This is a genomic window from Alishewanella longhuensis, from assembly GCF_014653435.1.
GTDB classification, from domain to species: Bacteria; Pseudomonadota; Gammaproteobacteria; order Enterobacterales; family Alteromonadaceae; genus Alishewanella; species Alishewanella longhuensis.
In genome coordinates this window covers 179,651-199,781 of record NZ_BNAO01000001.1, presented here as the reverse complement: position 1 = coordinate 199,781, position 20,131 = coordinate 179,651, and the positions used below count along the sequence as shown (strand labels likewise).

General features: G+C 47.5%; 18 protein-coding genes. 7 read left to right on the top strand and 11 right to left on the bottom strand.

Going from position 1 to position 20,131, the window contains the following annotated elements; translation table 11 throughout:
- The first annotated feature begins 88 nt into the window (after positions 1–88).
- Entirely contained in the window at positions 89–478 is a 390-nt protein-coding gene (locus IE163_RS00880) for a DUF4920 domain-containing protein (RefSeq protein ID WP_189429241.1), read from the top strand.
- A 143-nt stretch (positions 479–621) separates the two neighbouring features.
- On the opposite strand, the gene IE163_RS00875 is transcribed toward IE163_RS00880, so the two are convergent.
- The 3 genes from IE163_RS00875 to ccoG all read right to left on the bottom strand — a co-directional run bounded on the left by IE163_RS00875 (position 622) and on the right by ccoG (position 3,795).
- Positions 622–1,257 (bottom strand): thiol:disulfide interchange protein DsbA/DsbL, encoded by a 636-nt coding sequence (locus IE163_RS00875; RefSeq protein ID WP_189429240.1) that lies wholly within the window; start codon positions 1,255–1,257, stop codon positions 622–624.
- Positions 1,258–1,367: 110 nt separating this feature from the next.
- Complete coding sequence (locus tag IE163_RS00870; RefSeq protein ID WP_189429239.1) at positions 1,368–2,381, bottom strand: serine/threonine protein kinase; 1,014 nt, start codon at positions 2,379–2,381, stop codon at positions 1,368–1,370.
- Positions 2,368–3,795 carry a cytochrome c oxidase accessory protein CcoG gene (ccoG, locus tag IE163_RS00865; RefSeq protein ID WP_189429238.1) on the bottom strand — a complete coding sequence of 476 codons (1,428 nt, stop codon included), beginning with the start codon at positions 3,793–3,795 and terminating at the stop codon, positions 2,368–2,370. The genes IE163_RS00870 and ccoG overlap by 14 nt, the downstream gene beginning before the upstream one ends.
- A 176-nt stretch (positions 3,796–3,971) precedes the next feature.
- Here ccoG and IE163_RS00860 point away from each other — a divergent pair, with 176 nt between their 5' ends.
- Together IE163_RS00860 and IE163_RS00855 are read left to right on the top strand one after the other, a co-directional pair.
- Positions 3,972–4,334, top strand: a complete 363-nt coding sequence (locus tag IE163_RS00860) for a hypothetical protein (RefSeq protein ID WP_189429237.1) — start codon at positions 3,972–3,974, stop codon at positions 4,332–4,334.
- Between the two features lie 15 nt (positions 4,335–4,349).
- Positions 4,350–4,772, top strand: coding sequence for a DUF3010 family protein (locus IE163_RS00855; protein ID WP_189429236.1), 423 nt, complete (start codon positions 4,350–4,352; stop codon positions 4,770–4,772).
- Positions 4,773–4,776: 4 nt separating this feature from the next.
- Here IE163_RS00855 and IE163_RS00850 read toward each other — a convergent pair whose 3' ends face one another.
- The 3 genes from IE163_RS00850 to IE163_RS00840 form a co-directional block, all read right to left on the bottom strand.
- On the bottom strand, positions 4,777–5,109 hold the full coding sequence (locus tag IE163_RS00850) for a replication protein RepA (RefSeq protein WP_229833384.1): 333 nt from the start codon (positions 5,107–5,109) through the stop codon (positions 4,777–4,779).
- Positions 5,066–5,764, bottom strand: coding sequence for a nucleotide-binding protein (locus IE163_RS00845; RefSeq protein ID WP_189429234.1), 699 nt, complete (start codon positions 5,762–5,764; stop codon positions 5,066–5,068). The genes IE163_RS00850 and IE163_RS00845 overlap by 44 nt, the downstream gene beginning before the upstream one ends.
- Positions 5,765–5,942: 178 nt before the next feature.
- The gene (locus tag IE163_RS00840; protein WP_189429233.1) at positions 5,943–7,943 is read right to left on the bottom strand and encodes a DNA topoisomerase III; all 2,001 of its coding nucleotides are present in this window, start codon (positions 7,941–7,943) and stop codon (positions 5,943–5,945) included.
- Positions 7,944–8,286: 343 nt separating this feature from the next.
- Between IE163_RS00840 and IE163_RS00835 the strand changes: the two genes are divergently transcribed.
- Positions 8,287–9,741 (top strand): coiled-coil domain-containing protein, encoded by a 1,455-nt coding sequence (locus IE163_RS00835; RefSeq protein ID WP_189429232.1) that lies wholly within the window; start codon positions 8,287–8,289, stop codon positions 9,739–9,741.
- 31 nt (positions 9,742–9,772) lie between these two features.
- Here IE163_RS00835 and IE163_RS00830 read toward each other — a convergent pair whose 3' ends face one another.
- From IE163_RS00830 to IE163_RS00810, 5 genes are all read right to left on the bottom strand, one after another.
- A complete protein-coding gene (locus IE163_RS00830; protein WP_189429231.1) occupies positions 9,773–10,657 on the bottom strand; it encodes a hypothetical protein in 885 nt (294 codons plus the stop codon).
- Positions 10,658–10,699: 42 nt separating this feature from the next.
- Positions 10,700–11,758: a glycerol-3-phosphate dehydrogenase/oxidase gene (locus IE163_RS00825; protein ID WP_189429230.1), complete on the bottom strand. Its 1,059-nt coding sequence runs from the start codon at positions 11,756–11,758 to the stop codon at positions 10,700–10,702.
- A gap of 56 nt (positions 11,759–11,814) precedes the next feature.
- Complete coding sequence (locus IE163_RS00820; RefSeq protein ID WP_189429229.1) at positions 11,815–12,705, bottom strand: transporter substrate-binding domain-containing protein; 891 nt, start codon at positions 12,703–12,705, stop codon at positions 11,815–11,817.
- 68 nt (positions 12,706–12,773) lie between these two features.
- Complete coding sequence (locus IE163_RS00815; RefSeq protein ID WP_189429228.1) at positions 12,774–14,081, bottom strand: sensor histidine kinase; 1,308 nt, start codon at positions 14,079–14,081, stop codon at positions 12,774–12,776.
- On the bottom strand, positions 14,078–15,439 hold the full coding sequence (locus tag IE163_RS00810) for a sigma-54-dependent transcriptional regulator (protein WP_189429227.1): 1,362 nt from the start codon (positions 15,437–15,439) through the stop codon (positions 14,078–14,080). Before IE163_RS00810 ends, IE163_RS00815 begins: the two co-directional genes overlap by 4 nt.
- A gap of 300 nt (positions 15,440–15,739) precedes the next feature.
- On the opposite strand from IE163_RS00810, the gene IE163_RS00805 reads away from it, so the two are divergent.
- Genes IE163_RS00805 through IE163_RS00795 form a run of 3 tightly spaced genes read left to right on the top strand, consistent with a single transcriptional unit; the run spans position 15,740 to position 20,112 of the window.
- The gene (locus IE163_RS00805; protein WP_189429226.1) at positions 15,740–16,987 is read left to right on the top strand and encodes an efflux RND transporter periplasmic adaptor subunit; all 1,248 of its coding nucleotides are present in this window, start codon (positions 15,740–15,742) and stop codon (positions 16,985–16,987) included.
- Between the two features lie 10 nt (positions 16,988–16,997).
- Positions 16,998–17,699, top strand: a complete 702-nt coding sequence (locus tag IE163_RS00800; RefSeq protein WP_189429225.1) for an ABC transporter ATP-binding protein — start codon at positions 16,998–17,000, stop codon at positions 17,697–17,699.
- The gene (locus tag IE163_RS00795) at positions 17,692–20,112 is read left to right on the top strand and encodes an ABC transporter permease (RefSeq protein ID WP_189429224.1); all 2,421 of its coding nucleotides are present in this window, start codon (positions 17,692–17,694) and stop codon (positions 20,110–20,112) included. The genes IE163_RS00800 and IE163_RS00795 overlap by 8 nt, the downstream gene beginning before the upstream one ends.
- Positions 20,113–20,131: the final 19 nt, after the last annotated feature.

Below are 20,131 nucleotides of genomic sequence, written 5' to 3'. Positions count from 1 at the left end.
AACGCAGCATTTGGCTGCGTTTTTTATTGCTTTTCGGCCACTGCCGGTTAAAAATCGATCGTCAGTTATACTTATCTTAGGAACTCATATGTTGAAGCCGTTACTACTTAGCGCAGCACTTTTAGTATGCTCCCCATTACTTGCCGCCAATATCACCTTTGGCGATACGGTAAACAAACAGCAAGTTACCGCCGTTGCTCAAATACTGACTAAACCGGCAGATTACCTGGAACAGACAGTAACCGTTGTGGGTGAAGTGACTGGCGTCTGCAGCAAGCAAAATTGTTGGATGACACTGGCGACTGCCGAAGATGAACCACGCTTTCGGATCAAGGTACGTGATGGCGATATGCTGTTTCCATTAAGCGCTAAGGGCAAAACGGCTTATGCGACAGGTGTGGTAAAAGTATGGTCGCAAGGTGAAGGCAATGCTGATGCTTATCAGTTAGTACCTACCGCAGTAGAAATTGCCGAATAAGTCCAGTTAGCATCGCACGGATTAAAGCGGTAACCATAAAAAACCCCGGGTAATATTGCCCAGGGTTTTCTTAGCTTATCATTTACTTGGTTTATTAGTTACTTGGTTTGTTGGTTACGGCGCTTATTAGCGCCGTAACTTGCTTAGTCTTTAGCCAATAAAAACTCTACCAGTTCCTGCAGCTCTTTTTGCATATTACGTGGGTTTAAACCATCGTTCAAAATTTTATATTTACCGTTAACCACCAGCATAGGTACGCCAGTTAATACCCGGCTGTTGCTCAGCTCTTCTTGCTCTTTGGCCATTTGCCCTACCGCACCACGCACCGCAAAGCTGCGCATCGCACGATCAAAAGCCTCAGCCTCGATATCGTTGATCAGTGCTAAACTACGCACATCGGCTTCTGATCTAAAGGGAACGCGATTGCGGTGGATCTGATTAAAGATGGCGTTGGCCATCTCATCACCTTTACCTAGATTTTTGGCAGATATATAGGCCCGCGCCAGGGCATTTTGAATCTCAGGGGCGGCAGCGCGAATAAAATCGACATGCACCGGCTTAAACTCAGTACCCTCTGGTAAGCTACGCGCTAGGCTTTGCGCCAACGGTTCGAAGGCATAACAGCCTCCGCAGTAGAAAGAAAAATATTTTTTCACTTCCGGGCTGGCAGACTTTTGGCTGGCAATCACTTCATAGTGTTTACCCTGCTGAAAATTATTTGCCATTGCTGACAGTGGCAACATCACGGCGGCAAGCGCAGCCACTAACCATTTGTTCATTTATTATCCTCAATTCCACAAAATAGCGCGTTTAAAATTGGTACTTAACGCATTGTTCGTTTGAGCAGCACAGCAATGTGCTGCCTTAGGTAAATTAGCTTAGCAAAGTGTCAGTAGTCTGGCACTAAACTTAGCGCAGGCTGTTGTAAAAACGCCAACTGCTCTTTTAACGCCAGGCACTGTTGTTCCCAGTATTTGTCTGTTGCAAACCATGGAAAGTTCATTACAAACGCCTGATCTTGCCAACGGCGAGCCAACCACGCCATGTAGTGCACCATACGCATAGCACGTAGTGGCTCGATCAGTTTTAATTCCGCTAAATCAAAGCTGCAATACTGTTCATACTCTTCAAGCATCAGCTCTAAGGTCAGCCGCTGCTGCTGGCGATCGCCCGAAAGCATCATCCAGATATCCTGCATGGCCGGGCCGTTGCGGCAATCGTCTAAATCTACAAAGAACGGGCTTTCACCGGTATAAAACAGATTACCAGCATGGCAATCACCGTGTAGCCGGATTAGACGAGAGGGCTTATATTGGCGACTGGCTTCAGCTATGACTTGTTGTAAAGCCGAGTCAAAGGCCGGTCGTAAATACTGTGGGATCAAATCAAGGGTTGCCAACACCTGTTGGCTTTGCTGCAGATGGCTGTGAATACTAAACTCAGGGCGCTCCACAAAGGGCTTCTTTTGCCCTACCAGGTGCATCCGCCCTAAAAAGCGACCGAGTAAGGCTAATTGATCATCATTATCAATTTCCAGGGTACGGCCACCACGGCTAGGAAAAACCGTAAACAAAAAGCCCTGATATTCGAGCAAGCTACTACCGGCAAACAACAAAGGGGCAACGACCGGGATCTCGGCCTCGACCAATTCAAAGGCAAATTGATGTTCTTCATTAATTTGTGCTGCCGTCCAGCGCTCAGGCCGATAAAACTTTACCACCAGTTTTTGTGGCAGACTGGCACCATCCCGATAAGCACTAAACTGGTAGACCCGATTCTCGTAGCTATTAAGTGGCAACAAACCTGAACTCACGTCCAGGCCATAATGATGCAAGGCATCAAGAATAAGATCGGGCTGCAGCGTTGAGAAATCAAAACGCTGCGTACTATCAACGGCCAGCAAAGAATTTATTCCCTTGCGAAACACTTATTTCCGGTGCCGCAGTATCGCTAATACTAAAGGTAAGATCCAGTACCGGTTTACTCGCATAGTATGGATCTAACGACAAGCTAATCACCACATTACGGCTTTCGCCTCCTGCCAGCGTTACCTGTTCAGGGCCAATCCAGTTAATGTTATCTACGCCAGTTACCGCCAAAGCAAAGGTTTTTTCTTGCTGCGATTTATTAATAATACTGAGTGTGTAGGTGTTTTCAATTAAGCCCTCTGGTGTTTCCCGGTACAGAGCACCACGATCGCGGATAATATCCAACTCCAGCGGTTTACGGATAGACAAGTTAACCACAAAAGCCACACAGACAATCACCAACACTAAAAAGTAACCAACCAGTTTCGGGCGAAACACTTTGGCAGGCCGGCCTTGCAACGTATGCTCGGTGGTATAGCTAATCAGGCCTTTCGGATAGCCCATTTTTTCCATGGTGTCGTCACAGGCATCAATACAGGCGCCACAGTTAATGCATTCGTATTGTAAGCCATTGCGGATATCAATACCGGTAGGGCAAACATGCACGCAAAGGTTACAGTCGATACAATCACCTAGTCCCTTCTCTTTGTACTGCACATCCTTTTTGCTACGCGGGCCACGGTTCTCGCCGCGCTTTTCGTCATAGGTAACGGTATAGGTGTCTTTATCAAACATCGCTGACTGGAAACGCGCGTAAGGGCAAATGTGGGTGCACATAATTTCGCGCATCCAACCAGCATTACCATAAGTACAGACGGTAAAAAACAGCACCGACAACACCGCCCAAAAACCGGCTTGCAGTGTAAAGAAATCCATAAACAGCGGCGCTATTGGCGTGAAGTAACCAACAAAAATTAGCGACGTAAATAACGCAAAGGCCAGCCAACAAAAATGTGTTAGCGCCTTTTTCCAGAATTTCTTAACACTCATTGGTTCCTGATCCAGCTTCATACGCTGGTTCCGGGTGCCTTGAATTTTCTCTTCAAACCACATAAAGATAAAGGTCCATACTGACTGCGGACATAAATAACCGCACCAGACCCGGCCATAAAAGGTGGTGACAAAAAAGAGTGCATAGGCAGCAATCATAAAGATCCAGGCCAGCAGGGTAAAATCTTGCGGCCATAGAGTGAGCCCAAAAATATTAAATTTTTGCTCGAAAATGTCTAACAAAATAGCCTGATGGCCGTTGTATTGGATCCAGGGCAGCACAAAAAACAGCGCCATAAAAACAAAGCCCATATTGCGGCGTAAGCTCTGGTGCAGGCCTTTCACAGCACGAACATAGATACGGTCACGGGAAGCATATTTGGCGGTAGTGCTGCCATCAGGGCGATGAACTTGAACCTCTACCGGGATATTTTTTACATCAATTTTTTGCTTATCCACGATAATTCCTCAAAGAAAACTTTTTGCCGGCTTGGATGTGGAGAGAGTTATAGTATACCAGTCTTGGACCAAAATTATTTGATATAAAATAACCCTAATATTCAAAGGATGCGGAAAACTCTGAATTCCGCTAGAATAGCCATAATGACCTCTGCTATGAGCGACAAGCGAAGTAAATGAAAAAATTTTTTTGGTTTACCTTTGTGGTACTACTCGTTATTACCTTCTCCGGCAAAGAACCTATCAAGCCATATCGGGACACGCTATATGAGCATGTACTCGAGATGGTACCTGACAGTTGGCAAAGTGACAGTCAGGCCCTTAGCACTATTCAGCGCAAATTCTCAGAACTGGGGAAAACATTAGGGCAAGGCCAGCAAGAATTACTATCCAAAGCGTCGGCTGATAAGGCAAGCATTGTGCAATTTCGGCAACGTTACTGTATTGATAAAGATTTTAACCCAGTATTGTTTGGTGAGCCTTTGCATAAAAGCTGCGCTATTGTTGAAGAATACTATTCCCGCTTAATGGGCAACTAACAGGAAACTTAATTTATGCGCGTTTGCGGTATCGAAATTAAAGGCAGTGAAGCAATTTTGTGTTTAATGAGCAAAGACCAAGGTTTATTCGCCCTGCCCGATTGCCGACTAAACCGGTTAGCATTAACACAAGATTACGATGCAGAAAGCGTCCGCAAATTCCAATTTGCGATGAAAAAGCTGATTGAAGACTATAAGATTGAACATTTGATCATTAAAGAGCGGCCACAAAAAGGTAAGTTTGCTGGTGGTGCGGTAGGCTTTAAGATTGAAGCGGCACTGCAACTTATTGATACTTGCCCAACCACTATTATGTCGGGTACAGCGCAAAAAGAACAAATAAAACGCCACCCGTTACCGGTGGATTTTAAAGCTACTGGCTTAAAAGCCTTTCAGGAAACAGCTTATATAACCGCTTATGCGTTTTTAACCCGCTAATTTGTTAACGGCTTGGCTTCTTAGGCGCAACCTGAGCCAAATCAATTTGCACCGCTTGGGTTGCACGCAAAATAAGTTTGCGAATTAACTTTGACTTAGGCTCTCCCGTTAGGGCGCTGAGCTCAGTTAATGCCAAAATAGCTTCTTCGCTCAAGGTAAAGGTGGCGTGCCGCATCGGTAACTTGGCAGCATCATCTTCCGACGCGAGCAGCGGCCGCAAACTGACAATTTGCGGCAGCCCCAGGGCATAATTGTTTGCATCATCAATAAACTCTTCAGCATTAAAGCTGGGTTTATTTGACGGCAAAGACTTTTTCTTCAGGTCGCTTAGCGCCATCTTCTTGTATCGCCTTCATCGACAACAACTCTTCAATAATAGCCCGAATTTCAGACGATGCTTTACCATCATTATCGACATCCATCACCGATAAACCTTTTTCTTCGCTATCATCGTAAATATTGCGGCTGTACGTAATATTTTCCAAAACCCGCAGATTAAAACTTTTACACACTTCTTTCGCATCTAAAATACGATTTGCCTGATTAGGTAAAGACGGGCATTGTGTTAGTACGCACCCGACAATCATCTCAGGATTTACTACATTACAGGCACTGACTAAATCTTCCAAATGTTCTAGTGTTTTTAAATCGCGTCTTTTGGGCCTTAATGGAAATAACACGTGACTGGCGACAACCATCGCTGAACGTAACGCTACGCTGTCCTGCCCACCACAGTCAACCACTACAATATCATAATGCATTTCCAGGCTTTTTAACTCGTAGCGGATTTTACCGTACATTTGCACGCAGTTAAGCCAAGGCAGATTAGGATTCATATGGCGCTCTTGCACCCAGTCAGATGTGGTGCGCTGCGGATCACAGTCTACCAACATTACATTGGCATTTTTATCTCTAGAAAAATAAACCGCAATATTTTGTGCTAGACAACTTTTGCCGCTGCCGCCTTTTTCACCACCAACTAACAAAATCATTTGTGCACCCTCTATGTTGGATCTCAGCATCAGCTGTCTGATCTGACGTTACACCTGTTAAGTGTAGGCGATGTTTGCAATATCTCTAGGGCAGAACAGCAAGAAGATAACTACGGCCCTTAGCACCCACCTTAGATAAGCATAGGTTAAATCAGAATATCCGGAAATACGGCTAAGCTTATTTTGCCGCAAGCCTCACTCTATCTCGCTTTTCATAGGGAGAAGTGTTTTTTCTATAGCCCTTTCGGGTTATTCGACGTTTTGCTCGCCCTGCGCTTAATGTTTGGCCTTGTGGCAACCCCTCAGGCACAGATTGCCCTGCTTGCACTATCATTTGTTGCAAGCTTTCCAATAGCGGTGCCATAAATTGCTGGTAGCTCTGCTGACGCTGGCTAATCGCGGTGAGTGCGGCTTCCCACTGTGCCGTCATGTCGGGTAAGGCGGCGCTTTCAGGTAAAGCGGCAATCAGCGCTTTACCTGTTAATGTTGCTAAAATCTGCTTACCTTGTCGCTGTATGTAACCACGCTTAAACAATAACTCTATAATACCTGCCCGGGTAGCCTCAGTGCCTAAGCCATCAGTTTCTTTTAGCACCTTGCGTATAGCCGGATCAGTCACATAGCGCGCTATACCCGTCATTGCAGCAAGTAAGGTAGCATCGGTGAAGTGTTTAGGTGGCTGGGTTTGTTTTTCTAATAATTCGCCTTGCAAGGAGCGCAGCGTCTGCCCAACGATTAAAGCCGGTAACGATGTTTGCACGGCGACATCCGTATTGTCGTCTGTTACTTTCGCTCCCTTGCTGTTACTCACCTCTTCTTTACGAAACAACACCCTCCAACCCGCAACGCGTTCGGTGTTGGCCAGCGCTTTAAATACCCCTTTGGCAATCATGATAGTGGCACGCACTTCGTCAGTAATAGCATCAGCATAAAATTGTGCCAAGTATTGAGTGGCAATCAGCTGATAGATTTTTTGTTCAGTCGCCGTCAGTCGACTCAGTGCTACCTGTTTTACGGTAGGAATAATAGCGTGGTGGGCCTCTACTTTGCTGTCATCCCAAGCCTTGGAGCGACGGTTAAGATCAGCAGCTTGCACCGCACCTTGTAACTCGGGTTGATTTACCGCTATCGCCTGGCTAACTTTAGTGGCATCAGCGAAATGTGCTACTGGTAAATAACGGTTATCAGAACGTGGGTAAGTAATTAATTGATGTTGTTCATATAATTGCTGGCAACAATCTAGTACCTGCTGGGCACTTAAACCAAAACGGCGCGCTGCGTCAATTTGCAACGTTGATAAGTTATAGGGCAATGGTGGCGCCTGCTTTTTTTGTTTCCGCTCTACCGCCTCGACCTGGGCAGGTTGGTTAGTGATTTTGCGCTGTACCATTGCAGCTAGTTCGCGTACCAATACCCTACCATCTTCATCCTGATAAGGTTCACAGGCTATACTGGGCTGCCACAAAGCGGTAAAGGGCTCACCTGTTTCAGTTTGCAAATGTGCCAAAACTTGATAGAAAGATTTACTAACAAAGTCGGCAATGTCGTTATCGCGGCGCACCACTAGCCCCAATACGGGGGTTTGTACCCGCCCCACCGATAATACGCCTTTATAACCCCCTTTTTGCCCTTGTAAGGTATAAGCCCTGGTCAGATTTAGCCCGTAAAGCCAATCCGCCCGGCTGCGTGCCAGGGCGGATACCGACAACGGTTTAAAGTCATTATTCGGTTTCATTTGCGCTAACGCCCGACTCACCGCGGCGGGGTTTAAGTCGTTAATCAGTAGTCGCTGTGTGGCGGCTATTTTAGCGTGACTGGCGCCAGCCCATGCCAACACTTCGTCTACCAACAATTGCCCTTCGCGATCAGGATCGCCAGCGTGCACCAATTGGTCAGCTTGCTTAATAAGTTGTTTTAATAGTTTTAGTTGGGTTGTGCAGCCCTTACGCGCTTTTAACTGCCACTGCTCCGGCACTATCGGCAGATGAGCTGCCTGCCACTTTTTAAATTGCGGATCATAGTCTTCTGGCTCTGCTTGCTCCAATAAGTGGCCAATGCACCAACTCACTACATCGCCGTTCGCCAACCGGATACAACCTTGCTCTTTGTGTTGTGGTTTAGGCATCACGGCAGCAATAGCGCGCCCTAAGCTAGGTTTTTCTGCGATATATAACATCATGGATACAAACCCGATAACACTGTACAAATCCTCAGTTAATTTAACCTGCCAAGGCGATAAAAGCAAAGCGTTTCGAGGACACCGATTTACTAACTTAGCTATTACTAATACCTAATGGTTAGGACCTGTATATTTAGCACTTAAAACTTCAACAATAATTTTCATTCTAAATAGAATTTAGTCATTAATTTCATAATGTTAAAAATTTCTACTTTTCCCAGACACCTACTGTGTATTTTTTAAGCGCTCACTAATTGCTGATATCTCTGGTATTCCCTAAGCTTTGGATCCCGGATATTTGGTACCAGGCTGGTTTTCATTATTATTAACAGGATCAAACAAAATGTCGCAATATACTGATGTGAAAAGGATCTGTGATGATTTAGAGAGCTCAGGCAAAGCCGTTTCTCTGGATTATTTGCTATCTAAAGTATCAGACGCTCAAACCAGCGTTGTGTCGCATTACAAAAAATGGCGCAACGAACAGGTACAGCCGCGACAGCAAGACAACCTGACTGGTTTCAGTGATGAGTTTATTGCCGCCTTTAAGCAAGAAGCGCTAAAACAAACACAACAACAAACAGAACAACTTAATAAGCAGCTGTCTGAAGCGATTCATGCTGAAGTAAAGGCGGTAGAGCAGTTACAGCATGTGCAACAAAGCTTACGGCAAGTAGAGCAACGTAAAAGCGAGCTTGAGCATAACCTGGTGGCACAGCAGCAACAATTAGCGCAACAAGCAGAGCATTTTGCAGAGCTAACTAACGAGCGCAATCAGTTGCAGCAAGAATTACAGCAACTGCAGCAACAGCTAAAGACCCAACAGCTGTCCTTACAGCAAGCACAACAGGCACTCACCGCAGCTCAAGCCGCAGAGCAGGCCAGTGAGCAAGCATTGCAGTTACAAGCGGCTGAGCTTACCAAGCAACAAGAACACTATGCCGCCATAGAGCAGCAACATTTAGCCGGGCAGCAACAATTAAAACAACTGTCAGAAGAGTTTGAGCAACTCCGTAAACGCGCAACCGATCAGCAGCGCCAGTATTTTGAATCCAACAAACAAATCCACCAGCAATTAGCAACCTACGCTGAGCAATGCGCTGAACTGACGACAGAGCGTGATGCTCTGCAACAACAGTTGCAGCAACGCTTATCTGTGTCAACGGGCTCAGCAGAGCAAGCGCTGCAACAACAGCTCAAACAATTACAACGGGAAAACGAGCAGCTGCAGGCCGATTTATCAACGCAAGCAAGCAGTAATGCCTTACAAACAGCACAACTTGCCCAAGCACAACAGCAACTTGCGCAACTGCAGCAACAAAGTGTAACGGACAGTGCCGATACCGAGACATTAGAACTGGCAGCAGTGAAAGCAGAACGGGACGAAGCTATCGCTAAAATGACTGAGCAAGCGGCCCAAACGGCCTTGTTAGAACAAGAATTACGGCAATTCAAAGCATTGTTAGAGCAACCGGCTCATGAACATTCAGACAACATAGAACAGCTAAGAACTAATATCGCTCTACTTAAACACCAAAGTGCCCTTACTGCTAATCATCAGGCCGAGCAACGTGAAACCATTAAGCTGTTGCGGGAAGAAATAACACAACAGCAAGAAATAGTGCAGAAAGTACAAGTTGAACGCTATCAATGGGCTAAACAAAAGCTACAGCTGGAAGAGCAGGTGAATTTTGTTAAAAGTAATTCTGCTGCCACTATCGAACGCTTAACCCGATACCGTGAACAGGCACAAGAGCGTATCGAGCAACTTGAACAGAAACTTCGTCAAATTCAATGAAGCAAAGATTAAGCGCAATAGCTCTACTAGGCTAAGCCTCTGGCACGCAACCTGTCAGAGGCTTCTGTTGTATTTGCAGCGGCGTAAGCGCGTATATACGCATAGCCTGCTCGGTCTCTGGAGTTAAGGCTGGGTTTTTTAGAATCAATAACCGGCGCTGTTCACACTGCACTTGCTTAATTAAAGACCCATAATGTGTAGCAAAATGCTGCGCCATAAAACCACTGTGCCAGGCGTGTTCCAAACCTAATAGCAAACGTCTTGCCAACTCAGGCTGATTAGGGGCAACAAACAACATAGCGGGCTGCGGATAGAATAATAGTAATTTTGATTCAAGTTGCAAACCTGCGCTCTCTGGCAGCGCTAATTCATAATTGATTTCATTAATACCCCGTGCATAGCAATCAAACCGCTGTTGCCGCAGCATCTCAAATAGCAAAGCAGGTAGCGGATTGGTAGTAACCTGCAGGTTATTTGCCCGAAGCACCTCTACATCTGGCCAATTTGCTCCTTGGCCTATTAGAATTTCGGCTTTAATCCAATCATCTACGCTATGAATTTTGTCGAATTTCTGTTGCTGGCCTTGGTTGATTAAACAAACACGAAAGCCGAGTAAACCACGACTAAGAGGAAAGTAAACGGGCAACAGCGTTTTTTCCCGCTGTAGATTTGGCGCAAAAACAGCGAGATCCAGTAGCTCCCCGGCTCTTAGTAATTGTTCTACCCGTCCTTGCGTTGTTGCCTCAACAAAAACCAGGGTAGCCGCGCCAAAATCTTGTGCTGTTACCTGCAGGGCATATTCTACCAGTTCACGGTGTGGGCTGTTTTGTAGCTCATAAATTGTTTTAATTTGCTGCACAGCGGCAAAACTATTAAACCCGCAAAGCAATATAAAGCAACCAAAAATTCGCAACATCTTGTACCTTTTTATAGCAGGCGGCTCCAGCCTTATCACTAATTATAGCTGTTTTACTAACTGCTTAGCTAAAGCGCGCGCTGTAGTCCATTTGCCCCCTGATACGGTAATAATGTTACCCTGATGAGCAAATTGATACTCCCGACTAGCTTTATACGCCGCGTCGCTGCCACTTAATAGCGGCCGAACGCCAGCGAATTCGCCCAGCACCTGTTGCGCTGAACAAGCTGGCTGAAAATACCGATTATATACTGCCAGCAAGTAATCTCTTTCCGCAGCGGAGCATACAATAGGCTCATTCAATTGCTGCCGCACCTCAGTGGTTCCCAGCAAAGTATTCCCCTGGTAGGGCAACACAAACACGATACGCGACTCAGCAGGCACTTCCAGCATATGACCATAACGACTAATGTGCGGTAATAATAAATGACTGCCTCTAACCAAATCCAGCGGCGTAGCAGGTAGGGCCGATTGCTGCAATAAAGCGGCGCTCCAGGGGCCAGCCACGTTGATAATACGATCAAACCGCTGCCAGCCTTGCGCTAATAATAGACTGCCATCGGTTTTCACTTGCAGCACCGGACTATCTTCACAAAGGGTAACACCGGCTTTTTCACATTGCCCGGCCATCCATAAACCCAATTTCTGATCATCCATTTGGCCATCGAAGAATAAATAGGCTCCCAGCAATTGCTCTGATTTTAACGCGGCAGAACAGCGCAAAGTTTGTGCTACATTCAGCCAACGGTGGCGGCCAATACCCTTTTTACCGGCAAAGGCATCGTATAGCCACAGGCCAATTTTTAACTGCCAGCGCGAACGCCTTGAATGGCGGTAAATAGGATACAAAATGGGCAAACGGCGGGTTAGCTGCGGCGCTTTTTTTAGCCACCATCGCCGCTCTTGCAAGGCCTCGCGCACTAAGCGAAATTCGCCCTGTTCCAGATAGCGTAAGCCGCCATGCAACAGCTTGGATGAAGCGGCACTGGTGGCCTGCATCAATTTATCGCGTTCAAATAGCGTAACCTGATGCCCTGCGAGCGCGAGCTGCCAGGCACTACTTAAGCCATTAATGCCACCACCAACTACCGCTATTTTCATGCTGGCTCCGTTACGCTTATAAGGTTAATTTAAGTATCAGCCACTTTTAACTATACTTAGCTTGGGCAAGCTTGTGTAGGTTTTGCCAAAAGTTGCTCGGGTGGCAAAGCGTATTTTTGCAAAGCCTGTCGGCTTTGTTCGCTTAACGAAGGGTTCTCCAATTTAATAATTCGTCGCTGCTGACAGCGCGTTTTTTCGATAAAATCGCCATAGTGCCGCTGAAAATGCTGTTGTACCAAACCGCGTTGCCAAGCCAGAGCTAACCCTTTATCTAAACGCTCCGCGAGCTGTGGAAAGCTACGTGATACGAAAATCATTGATAGCTGGGGATAGTGCAGTAGTAATTGTTGCTCAGCCACCAAGTCTGTGGCATGGGCGCTTTGTAAATCCCGATTTAATTCATCCAGGCTGCGGGCAAAGCAATCAAAACGTTGTTGACGCACCATTTCAAATAACAATGTATAGATAGGATTGGTCACCACGGTAATATTGTTATGGCGCAAAATCGTGACATCTGGCCAATGTGTCGCTTGCCCGATACTTAAATCGGCGTTTCGCCAACCTTGCAAAGAGTTGATCAGATCGAACCTACTTTGCTGCCCATAGGCAATAATACAGACCCGGTAGCCTAGTAAGCCTTGGCTGAGTGGAAAATAGACCGGCAACAAATCTCGCTCGCGCTCTGGTGAGGGAGCAAATACCGCTAGGTGCAGACGTTTACCTTCTTTCAGTTCTTGTTCAGCGCGCCCTTGTACCATGACTCCGCTAAAAGTAAGCACAACTGGGCCATATTCGGCTGCGGTCAGGTTAAGCGCTAACTCAATTAATTCACGATGCGGCGAGGTTTCCAAATAGTCTGCCGCAATCACCTCTGTGGCAGCATAAAGTTGATGCCATGGCCAAAGATAGCAACAGACAATAATGATGGCGCTCTTCAAAGTTCGCATAACATCCCCTGCTGCGTGATGGGGTTCAGGCCAGGTTGCATCCAAATTCACATATTCTCAATCGAGAACTAACTTAACATAAGCCGAAAGCAGGCACCAATGGGTTGCTGCACATACTCTAACTCACCACCCTGCGCCTGCATTAACATGCGAGCTAAGCTTAAACCAATGCCGGATCCCTGTGCTTTAGTGCTGTAAAAGGGAATAAACAATTTATCAATGGCTGTTTGCGCAACGCCCGGACCATTGTCACAAATATCCAGCAGCCAACCTTGTTGCTTGTACAACTGCAGCGTAATGCTCGCCGCTGGTGTGGCTACCAGTGCCTCCACGGCGTTTTTTAATACATTAATCAGCACTTGTTCGGTTAACGCCGGATCAAGCCACAGCCTGGGAACAGACTGCGGTAGTACTAGGTGCACCTGGATCGTGGCAAGTTGCGGCTTTAAAAGCTGGCATACCCGGGTCAGTAACTCGCTGATATCAAGCGGCTGTAGTTGTGTGCTCACCGGGGTACTAAGCTGCTTAAACGCGGCAATAAATTGGCTTAAATGCACCCCGCGCTGCGCAATAGTATCTGTTGCAAGCAGCAGATCATCGTAGGTGTCTGCGGTCATCAAGGTGTCTGGTTCGGGTAATAAGGCCTTACTGCTTTGGGCTAACGACACCATAGGGGTCAGTGAATTGGCAATTTCATGGGTCAGCACTCGGGTTAATTGCTGATAAGCCTGCACTTCCTGTTGCAACAATTGCTGCCGAATACTTTGTAATGTCAGCAACTTACGTGGCTTACCCAGAATATAGCTTTGTACCAGGCTAAAAGCCAGGCGATCTTGCATACCTTGCTGTTGCCATGGCAATTCCCCCTGTTGCACTGGCAGCGGATGCTGTAATTTCTGCCACAGCAAGGACAAAGGCGCGGCATCTTGCGCGCTAACGCCCTGCTTTAATTGCAACAGCACGGCATTGCCAAGTAAACGCTCTGCCGCCGGGTTTGCTTGTAATAGTCTATTGTCCTGATCAAACTCTAATACCGCTATGTCCAGTTGTAGCAGCAAGGCTGCCAAGTAGTCCGCTTTTGCAGCAGCGTCCTGACGGCTTTGACTAAGTTGCTGCTGTACTTGCGTTAACAGGACCTGTAACTCTGGCTGCTGCCACAAGCGAAAACTGACATCCTGATTGGCCAGGGCTTTTAATACCAAGGCAGTTTGGCGTTGCTGCAGCTTTAACTGCTTATTGATCACCACTGCCGCTGCCAACACCAGTAGCAGTAACAGGCATTTTGTGAGGGTAAACACCTGCCAATCCGAGGCGCCCAACAACACACTGCAGCCGCTTAACAGCGCAATTGCCGCCCATAATGGCCAACGGCTCATAGCTGGTATTTCTCCATACGGCGATATAAAGCGGCCCGGGTTAATCCCAGAGCTTTGGCAGCCTGACTGATATTACCCTGATAATACTGCAGCGCCTGGGCTATGGTTTTTTGTTCGACGTAATCCAGAGTAAAATCCTGCTCTGTCGCACTACCCGCTGTCTCGTAGGCAAGGCCACTGCTGTTACTCGCCGCTACAGTAAAGAGCTGACTAAAATCTGCTATCCCTCCCTCTGCCAAAACCACGGCCCGCTCTACCGCATGCGCCAGCTGCCGCACATTACCTGGCCAATCGTACTGACAAAGCAGCTTAAGATCACCAGGTGTAATACGCAGGCCAGTTTGCTGATATTTTTCGCAGTAATGCTGCAGATACCAATTCAGCAATAGCGAAATGTCTTCACGGCGTTGCCGCAATGGCGGTAAGGTAATTTCAATAGTATTAATGCGGTACAACAGATCCTGACGGAACTCACCGCTTTGTACCTTTTGCGCTAAATTATCGTTAGTAGCACAGATCAAGCGGGCATCAAAGGGTTGTGGTTGACTGCTACCCACCGCCACCACGGTACGATTTTGCAATGCAGTGAGCAGCTTAGCTTGCTGCGCCAGCGGCAGATTACCTAACTCATCTAAAAACAGGGTGCCGCCACTGGCTTGCATTAAGCGGCCGCTATAATCACTTTTGGCATCGGTAAAAGCGCCTTTTTTATGGCCAAACAATTCGCTCTCAAACAAACTGCTATGTATTGCCCCCATATCTACGGTAATGAGCGGGCCCAAACTGCGCGCCGAAGCCGCATGAATCGCCTGGGCAGCTAAGGCTTTACCGGTACCACTTTCACCACTTAATAAAATATTGGCCTCGGTAGCCGCCGCTTTGCTAATAAGATGCTGCACCTGCTGCATAGCAGGGCTTTCACCAAGCATCGGTAAGCTGTCTACCGCTGCTGTCACTGGCACATGGCTAGCGGCTTTCGTTACCAATTGCTGCTGCAAGGTGCGCAGCAGCTGTTCGTTTTGCCAGGGTTTGGCAATGAAATCACTGGCACCCAATTGCATCGCCCGCACCGCCAGCGGCAACTCGGCGTAGGCCGTCATCATCACCACTTTTAAATCCGGCTGCGTATTGAGTGCCTGCTTTAAATAAAAAATCCCTTCTTCACCACTACTGGCGTCACGCTGAAAATTCATATCCAGCAATAAAATATCTACCCGCTGCTGTGTCAGCGCCGTTAATAGCTCGGCCGGTTCACTCAGCAGCAATACCTGTTGAAAGTGCGGCTTTAAACACAGCCGGGCAGCAGTAAGCAGGTCTAAATTATCGTCCAGGATCAGGACAGTCGCCGGATATTTCATAAAAACAGTATGTTAAATAAAAGTAGCTCTACCCTAACCAAAACGGCGAAATGACGCAAGCAGAGAACTCTTAGCAACTACATCAGGCTATTAAAGCCCAGGTCTGTCTTTGTAATGGGATGCCCTGCCTTGGCTTAGCCAGAAACGTATTAGGTGTCCGAAAATGAACAGTCAACTGTATCACCAGCGAACACCTCCTCTAACAAAAATAAAATAAGCAACTGAATTAAATCAAATTAATTCTTGGCATGCCACTTGTTTATAAATAAGCATCGGCAAGAAAAAAATTCCGGAGCTATTATGGATAAGCGCATTACAAAGAAAGTCCCCAAGCTAAAGTTCGCTATTGCTGCAGGTGTCAGCCTGTGCCTGCTGGCACTACTAGCCAGTCGCTGGCAAGCCAGTGCCAGCGTAAGTGTGTTGTTGCCGGTTAGCTCTGTTTCCACTGCCGTGGTTATGCAACAACCGATGCAAGAAAGCATTGCGCTGCGGGGCAATGTACTGCCGCAGCAAACCGTGTTTTTAGATGTGATCGAAGGTGGCCGGGTTGAACAGCGTTTAGTGGAACAAGGCAGCTTTGTTGAGCAAGGTCAGCCGCTGGTGCAACTGACTAACACCAATCTGCAATTAGATTTAATTAGCCGCGAAGCGCAAGTTACCGAGCAAATGAATTTTTTGCGTAATACGCAAATGACCATTGAAACCAATCGCCTAAATTTGCAACGCGATGTGCTGGATATTGAATTTCGTATTACGACTTTAAGCCGCAATCTGGCACAAAGCGCACCGCTGGTAAAAAGTGGCGTGCTGGCACAGGAGCAATTGCTTAACTTGCAACAGGAGCTGGACTATCAACAGCAACGGCTGGCACTGACCAAAGAGCGGCAAGCACAGGAAGAGAGCATCCGGCAACTGCAGTTACAACAATTATCAGAAAGTGTGGCGATGCTCAGCAAAAACCTGGAATTTGCCCGGCAGAACGTGCAAAACCTACTAGTACGGGCGCCGGTCAGCGGCTATTTAAGCGAATTTAACGTGGAAACCGGCGAATCACGCGCGCCGGGTAGCCGGCTGGGGCAAATTGATATCCCCGATGCCTATAAGCTGGTGGCTAATGTTGATGAGTTTTATTTAAGCCGCGTCAACCGGGGTATGCAAGCCAACGCCCAACTTAATCAGCAAAACGTTGTACTGAACGTAAGCCGCATTGACAGCCGGGTGGTTAATAACCAGTTTCAGTTGGAATTTACCCTACCAACAAACACCAGCGTCAAACGCGGTCAGTCAGTTAACTTAACGCTGTTGTTCGAAGCCACCCAAAACCCTGCGCTGGTGCTACCCCGTGGTGCCTACTTGGCCGATAGCGCCGGCCAATATGTTTATGTGTTAGACAGCCACACCGCCGTTGCCCGCAAACAAGCCGTTACCCTTGGCCGGCAAAGCGCCAACCAAATTGAAATTGTCAGCGGCCTGAACGCCGGTGACACCGTGATCATTTCAGGCTATCGCGATTTTGCACAAGCCGATACTATTCAACTACAACAATAAGGATAATTTTATGATTCAGCTCCAGCAATTAAACCGGGTATTCCGCACTGCCGAGTTAGAAACGACTGCACTTAACCAGATTGATTTACAGCTTGCTAAAGGTGATTTTGTTGCCATTATGGGCCCGTCAGGCTGCGGTAAATCGACCTTGCTGAGTATTCTGGGGATGTTGGATAGTCCCAGCTCCGGCGCCTATTTATTTGAGGGTACTGACATTGCAAAGTACAGTGAAAAACAGCTGGCACAACTGCGTAAAACTAAACTGGGCTTTGTATTTCAAAGCTTTAACCTGATTGATGAATTATCTGTATTTCAAAATGTTGAGCTACCGCTGCAATATCAGGGCGTACCAACAGCTGAGCGTAAACAGCGGGTAGAAGCCATTTTAAAACGGATGCAAATTGATCACCGCGCCGATCACTTACCGCTGCAATTATCTGGCGGCCAGCAACAACGGGTGGCCGTAGCCCGTGCCCTGGTAATCAACCCGGCACTGATCTTAGCCGATGAACCCACCGGTAACCTGGATTCAAAAAACAGCGAAGAAGTGATGCAGATGCTGCGCCAGCTGAATCAGGATGGCACTACGGTAGTCATGGTTACCCACTCAGAGCACGAAGCCCGCTACGCCAGCCGTATCGTGCGGATGCTGGATGGCCAGATTATTACCGAGCGTGCTATGGCCAGCAAGCTGGAGGTGAAATATGCATAATTCATCGACACTTAGCTCATTGACCATGTTAGGTAACTACCTCACCACCGGCGTGCGGGCTGTGCTTAGGCATAAAACCCATTTAGCGCTAAACTTGCTGGGTTTAACTGTTGGTCTGGCATCAGCATTACTGATTCTGCTGTATGTTAGCTACGAACGCGGCTTCGATAAAATGCACCCTAATGCCGCCACTACCTACCGGCTGGAGCAATTTTTTATTCCAATGAATCAGCGCTTTCCCGTGTCCAGCCCAGCGATGAAAGATCTACTGCAAAACTATGATGACCGTATTCAGGTAACCCGCATCAACACCGGCGCACCGGCGCTGCGCCTGGCCGGTTCCAGCCAACAATTAACCTTAGAGTGGCCACAGTCGGTAGAGGCAAATATCACAGATTTTTTCCATATCGACGTACTGCAAGGCGATTTAGCGACAGCCTTAACGCAACCCAATCAGATCGCGCTATCTGAGCGCGAAGCATTACGTTTATTTGGTAATAGCACTGCTGTAGGGCAGCAAATACAATTGGCGGAGCAGCGTTATACGGTAAGTGCCATCTATCGTTTACCTGAGCAAAGCCATTTTCAGGCAGGTTCGCTACGCCGGATCAGCGATGAAGTCGCCAACAGCGGTTTGGCGATGAATAATGTTTATAGTTACGTTGCGTTGCCTGCCGATCTCAATCAACAGGAATTATTACAACAGCTTACCCGCCAGTTAAATGAACAAGCCTATGGCGATCAGAAAATTTCTGAGCTGCAATTACGCGCGCTCACCGATATTCATCTTCGCTCTAATCTGGCCTATGAAGTTAAAGTTAATGGCTCTGCCGGTACGGTCAATATCTGTTTATTGCTGGCCGCTTTGCTACTGCTGATTGCCGCCATCAACTTTATCAATATGAGCACCGCCCGCGCCGCTATGCGCGCCAAAGAGGTGGGCGTGCGTAAGGCATTGGGCGCCAGCCGAAGCCAGCTGTTTGTGCAGTTTATGCTGGAGTCAGTACTAATTGCCAGTTGTGCTGGTTTATTGGCCGCCGTATTAGTCGAACTGGTATTGCCACAGTTTAATTTATTGGTTAACCGGCCTTTGCAACTTGAATATCTGGGCAGTTTTGGTTGGATTTTACTCGGCTCTACCCTCAGTGTCGGCCTGCTGGCTGGCGTGTATCCGGCCGTCTTTATTTCGGCTTTTGATGCCAAAAAAGTATTAAGTGGTGACTTTCAGCGCGGCAATACCGCCATTTGGCTGCGCAAAGGCTTATTAGTGTTACAGGGCGCCATTACCATAGGTTTGTTAGTGGGCACTGTGGTGTTACAGCAACAACTGCATTTATTACAAAATCAACCTACAGGGTACGATAGACAGGCCAGGTTAATGGTAAACGGCATTGCCAATGAACAGCTATTTTGGGCAGAAAACCAGAGTCTATTGCAAAGCTTGCAACAACTGCCCGGTGTCGAAGCGGTGTCAAAAATGGATATGCAGTTTACCAATACCATCTCGCAAGCCGGTCAATTGCAGGTGCCAGGTCAGACCGAGCTGTCGATGGTCTCAGAAATTGGCGCAGGCTTTGATATCGTGCAGGCAGCGGGTTTAACCTTGCTGGCAGGCCGGGATTTTAGTGAGCAATATCAAAGTGATAAGTATCAACATGATGCCGAACAGTTAAGTGCTGCCGTAATTATTACCGAATCACTGGCGAAACGCACCGGCTATGCCAGTGTTCAGGATGCGGTTGGCCAGCAATGGTTGATGCCCGGTCCAAATCCATTGCAGTTAACTGTGGTGGGTGTCGTGGCCGATGTGCAAATTGGTTCGGCGCTAAAGCAACAAGAACCGCTGATGTTTATCTGTGGCCGTTCAGCCATGAACTATGGCAACATCATTCTAAATTTGACGCCGGCGCTGGCCGCGGCGACCCGGGAAAAAGTACAGCAATTACTCAGCGAACGCTTACAGCGCCAGGATCTGGACATCAGCTGGTTAGATGACGATTACACCGCGATGTACCAAAACCAGCGGCGTCAGAGCAAGGTTATCGCTATCTTTGCCGCTCTGGCTATCGCCCTCACCTGTATCGGTTTATTTGGCCTGGCCGCCTTTAGCGCTGAGCAACGCTCACGCGAAGTGGCGATGCGTAAAATATTAGGTGCGGGCCGTTTTAATCTGGTGAACCTACTGGCCAGCGAATATATCAGGCTAATGGCCATCAGTGCCGTGCTGGCGATACCGGCTACCTTTTGGGCGCTGGATAGCTGGCTGGCGGCATTTAGCGCCCGCATCAACCAAAGCCCGCTCTGGTACCTGCTGGCCGCAGCTGTCACCTTTGCCATCTGTTGGTGTACTGTAGCCTTATTGGCCTGGCAGGTTGCAGGGCGTAAACCCGCTATGGTATTAAGACAGCAATAACTGGAAAAAATAATGATCA

Excerpts from the sequence above, each read along its gene's own strand:
- IE163_RS00880 (WP_189429241.1), top strand. The coding sequence starts at position 89 with ATGTTGAAGCCGTTACTACTTAGCGCAGCACTTTTAGTATGCTCCCCA.
- IE163_RS00875 (WP_189429240.1), bottom strand. The coding sequence starts at position 1,257 with ATGAACAAATGGTTAGTGGCTGCGCTTGCCGCCGTGATGTTGCCACTG.
- IE163_RS00860 (WP_189429237.1), top strand. The coding sequence starts at position 3,972 with ATGAAAAAATTTTTTTGGTTTACCTTTGTGGTACTACTCGTTATTACC.
- IE163_RS00855 (WP_189429236.1), top strand. The coding sequence starts at position 4,350 with ATGCGCGTTTGCGGTATCGAAATTAAAGGCAGTGAAGCAATTTTGTGT.
- IE163_RS00850 (WP_229833384.1), bottom strand. The coding sequence starts at position 5,109 with ATGGCGCTAAGCGACCTGAAGAAAAAGTCTTTGCCGTCAAATAAACCC.
- IE163_RS00845 (WP_189429234.1), bottom strand. The coding sequence starts at position 5,764 with ATGATTTTGTTAGTTGGTGGTGAAAAAGGCGGCAGCGGCAAAAGTTGT.
- IE163_RS00840 (WP_189429233.1), bottom strand. The coding sequence starts at position 7,943 with ATGATGTTATATATCGCAGAAAAACCTAGCTTAGGGCGCGCTATTGCT.
- IE163_RS00835 (WP_189429232.1), top strand. The coding sequence starts at position 8,287 with ATGTCGCAATATACTGATGTGAAAAGGATCTGTGATGATTTAGAGAGC.
- IE163_RS00830 (WP_189429231.1), bottom strand. The coding sequence starts at position 10,657 with ATGTTGCGAATTTTTGGTTGCTTTATATTGCTTTGCGGGTTTAATAGT.
- IE163_RS00825 (WP_189429230.1), bottom strand. The coding sequence starts at position 11,758 with ATGAAAATAGCGGTAGTTGGTGGTGGCATTAATGGCTTAAGTAGTGCC.
- IE163_RS00820 (WP_189429229.1), bottom strand. The coding sequence starts at position 12,705 with ATGCGAACTTTGAAGAGCGCCATCATTATTGTCTGTTGCTATCTTTGG.
- IE163_RS00815 (WP_189429228.1), bottom strand. The coding sequence starts at position 14,081 with ATGAGCCGTTGGCCATTATGGGCGGCAATTGCGCTGTTAAGCGGCTGC.
- IE163_RS00810 (WP_189429227.1), bottom strand. The coding sequence starts at position 15,439 with ATGAAATATCCGGCGACTGTCCTGATCCTGGACGATAATTTAGACCTG.
- IE163_RS00805 (WP_189429226.1), top strand. The coding sequence starts at position 15,740 with ATGGATAAGCGCATTACAAAGAAAGTCCCCAAGCTAAAGTTCGCTATT.
- IE163_RS00800 (WP_189429225.1), top strand. The coding sequence starts at position 16,998 with ATGATTCAGCTCCAGCAATTAAACCGGGTATTCCGCACTGCCGAGTTA.
- IE163_RS00795 (WP_189429224.1), top strand. The coding sequence starts at position 17,692 with ATGCATAATTCATCGACACTTAGCTCATTGACCATGTTAGGTAACTAC.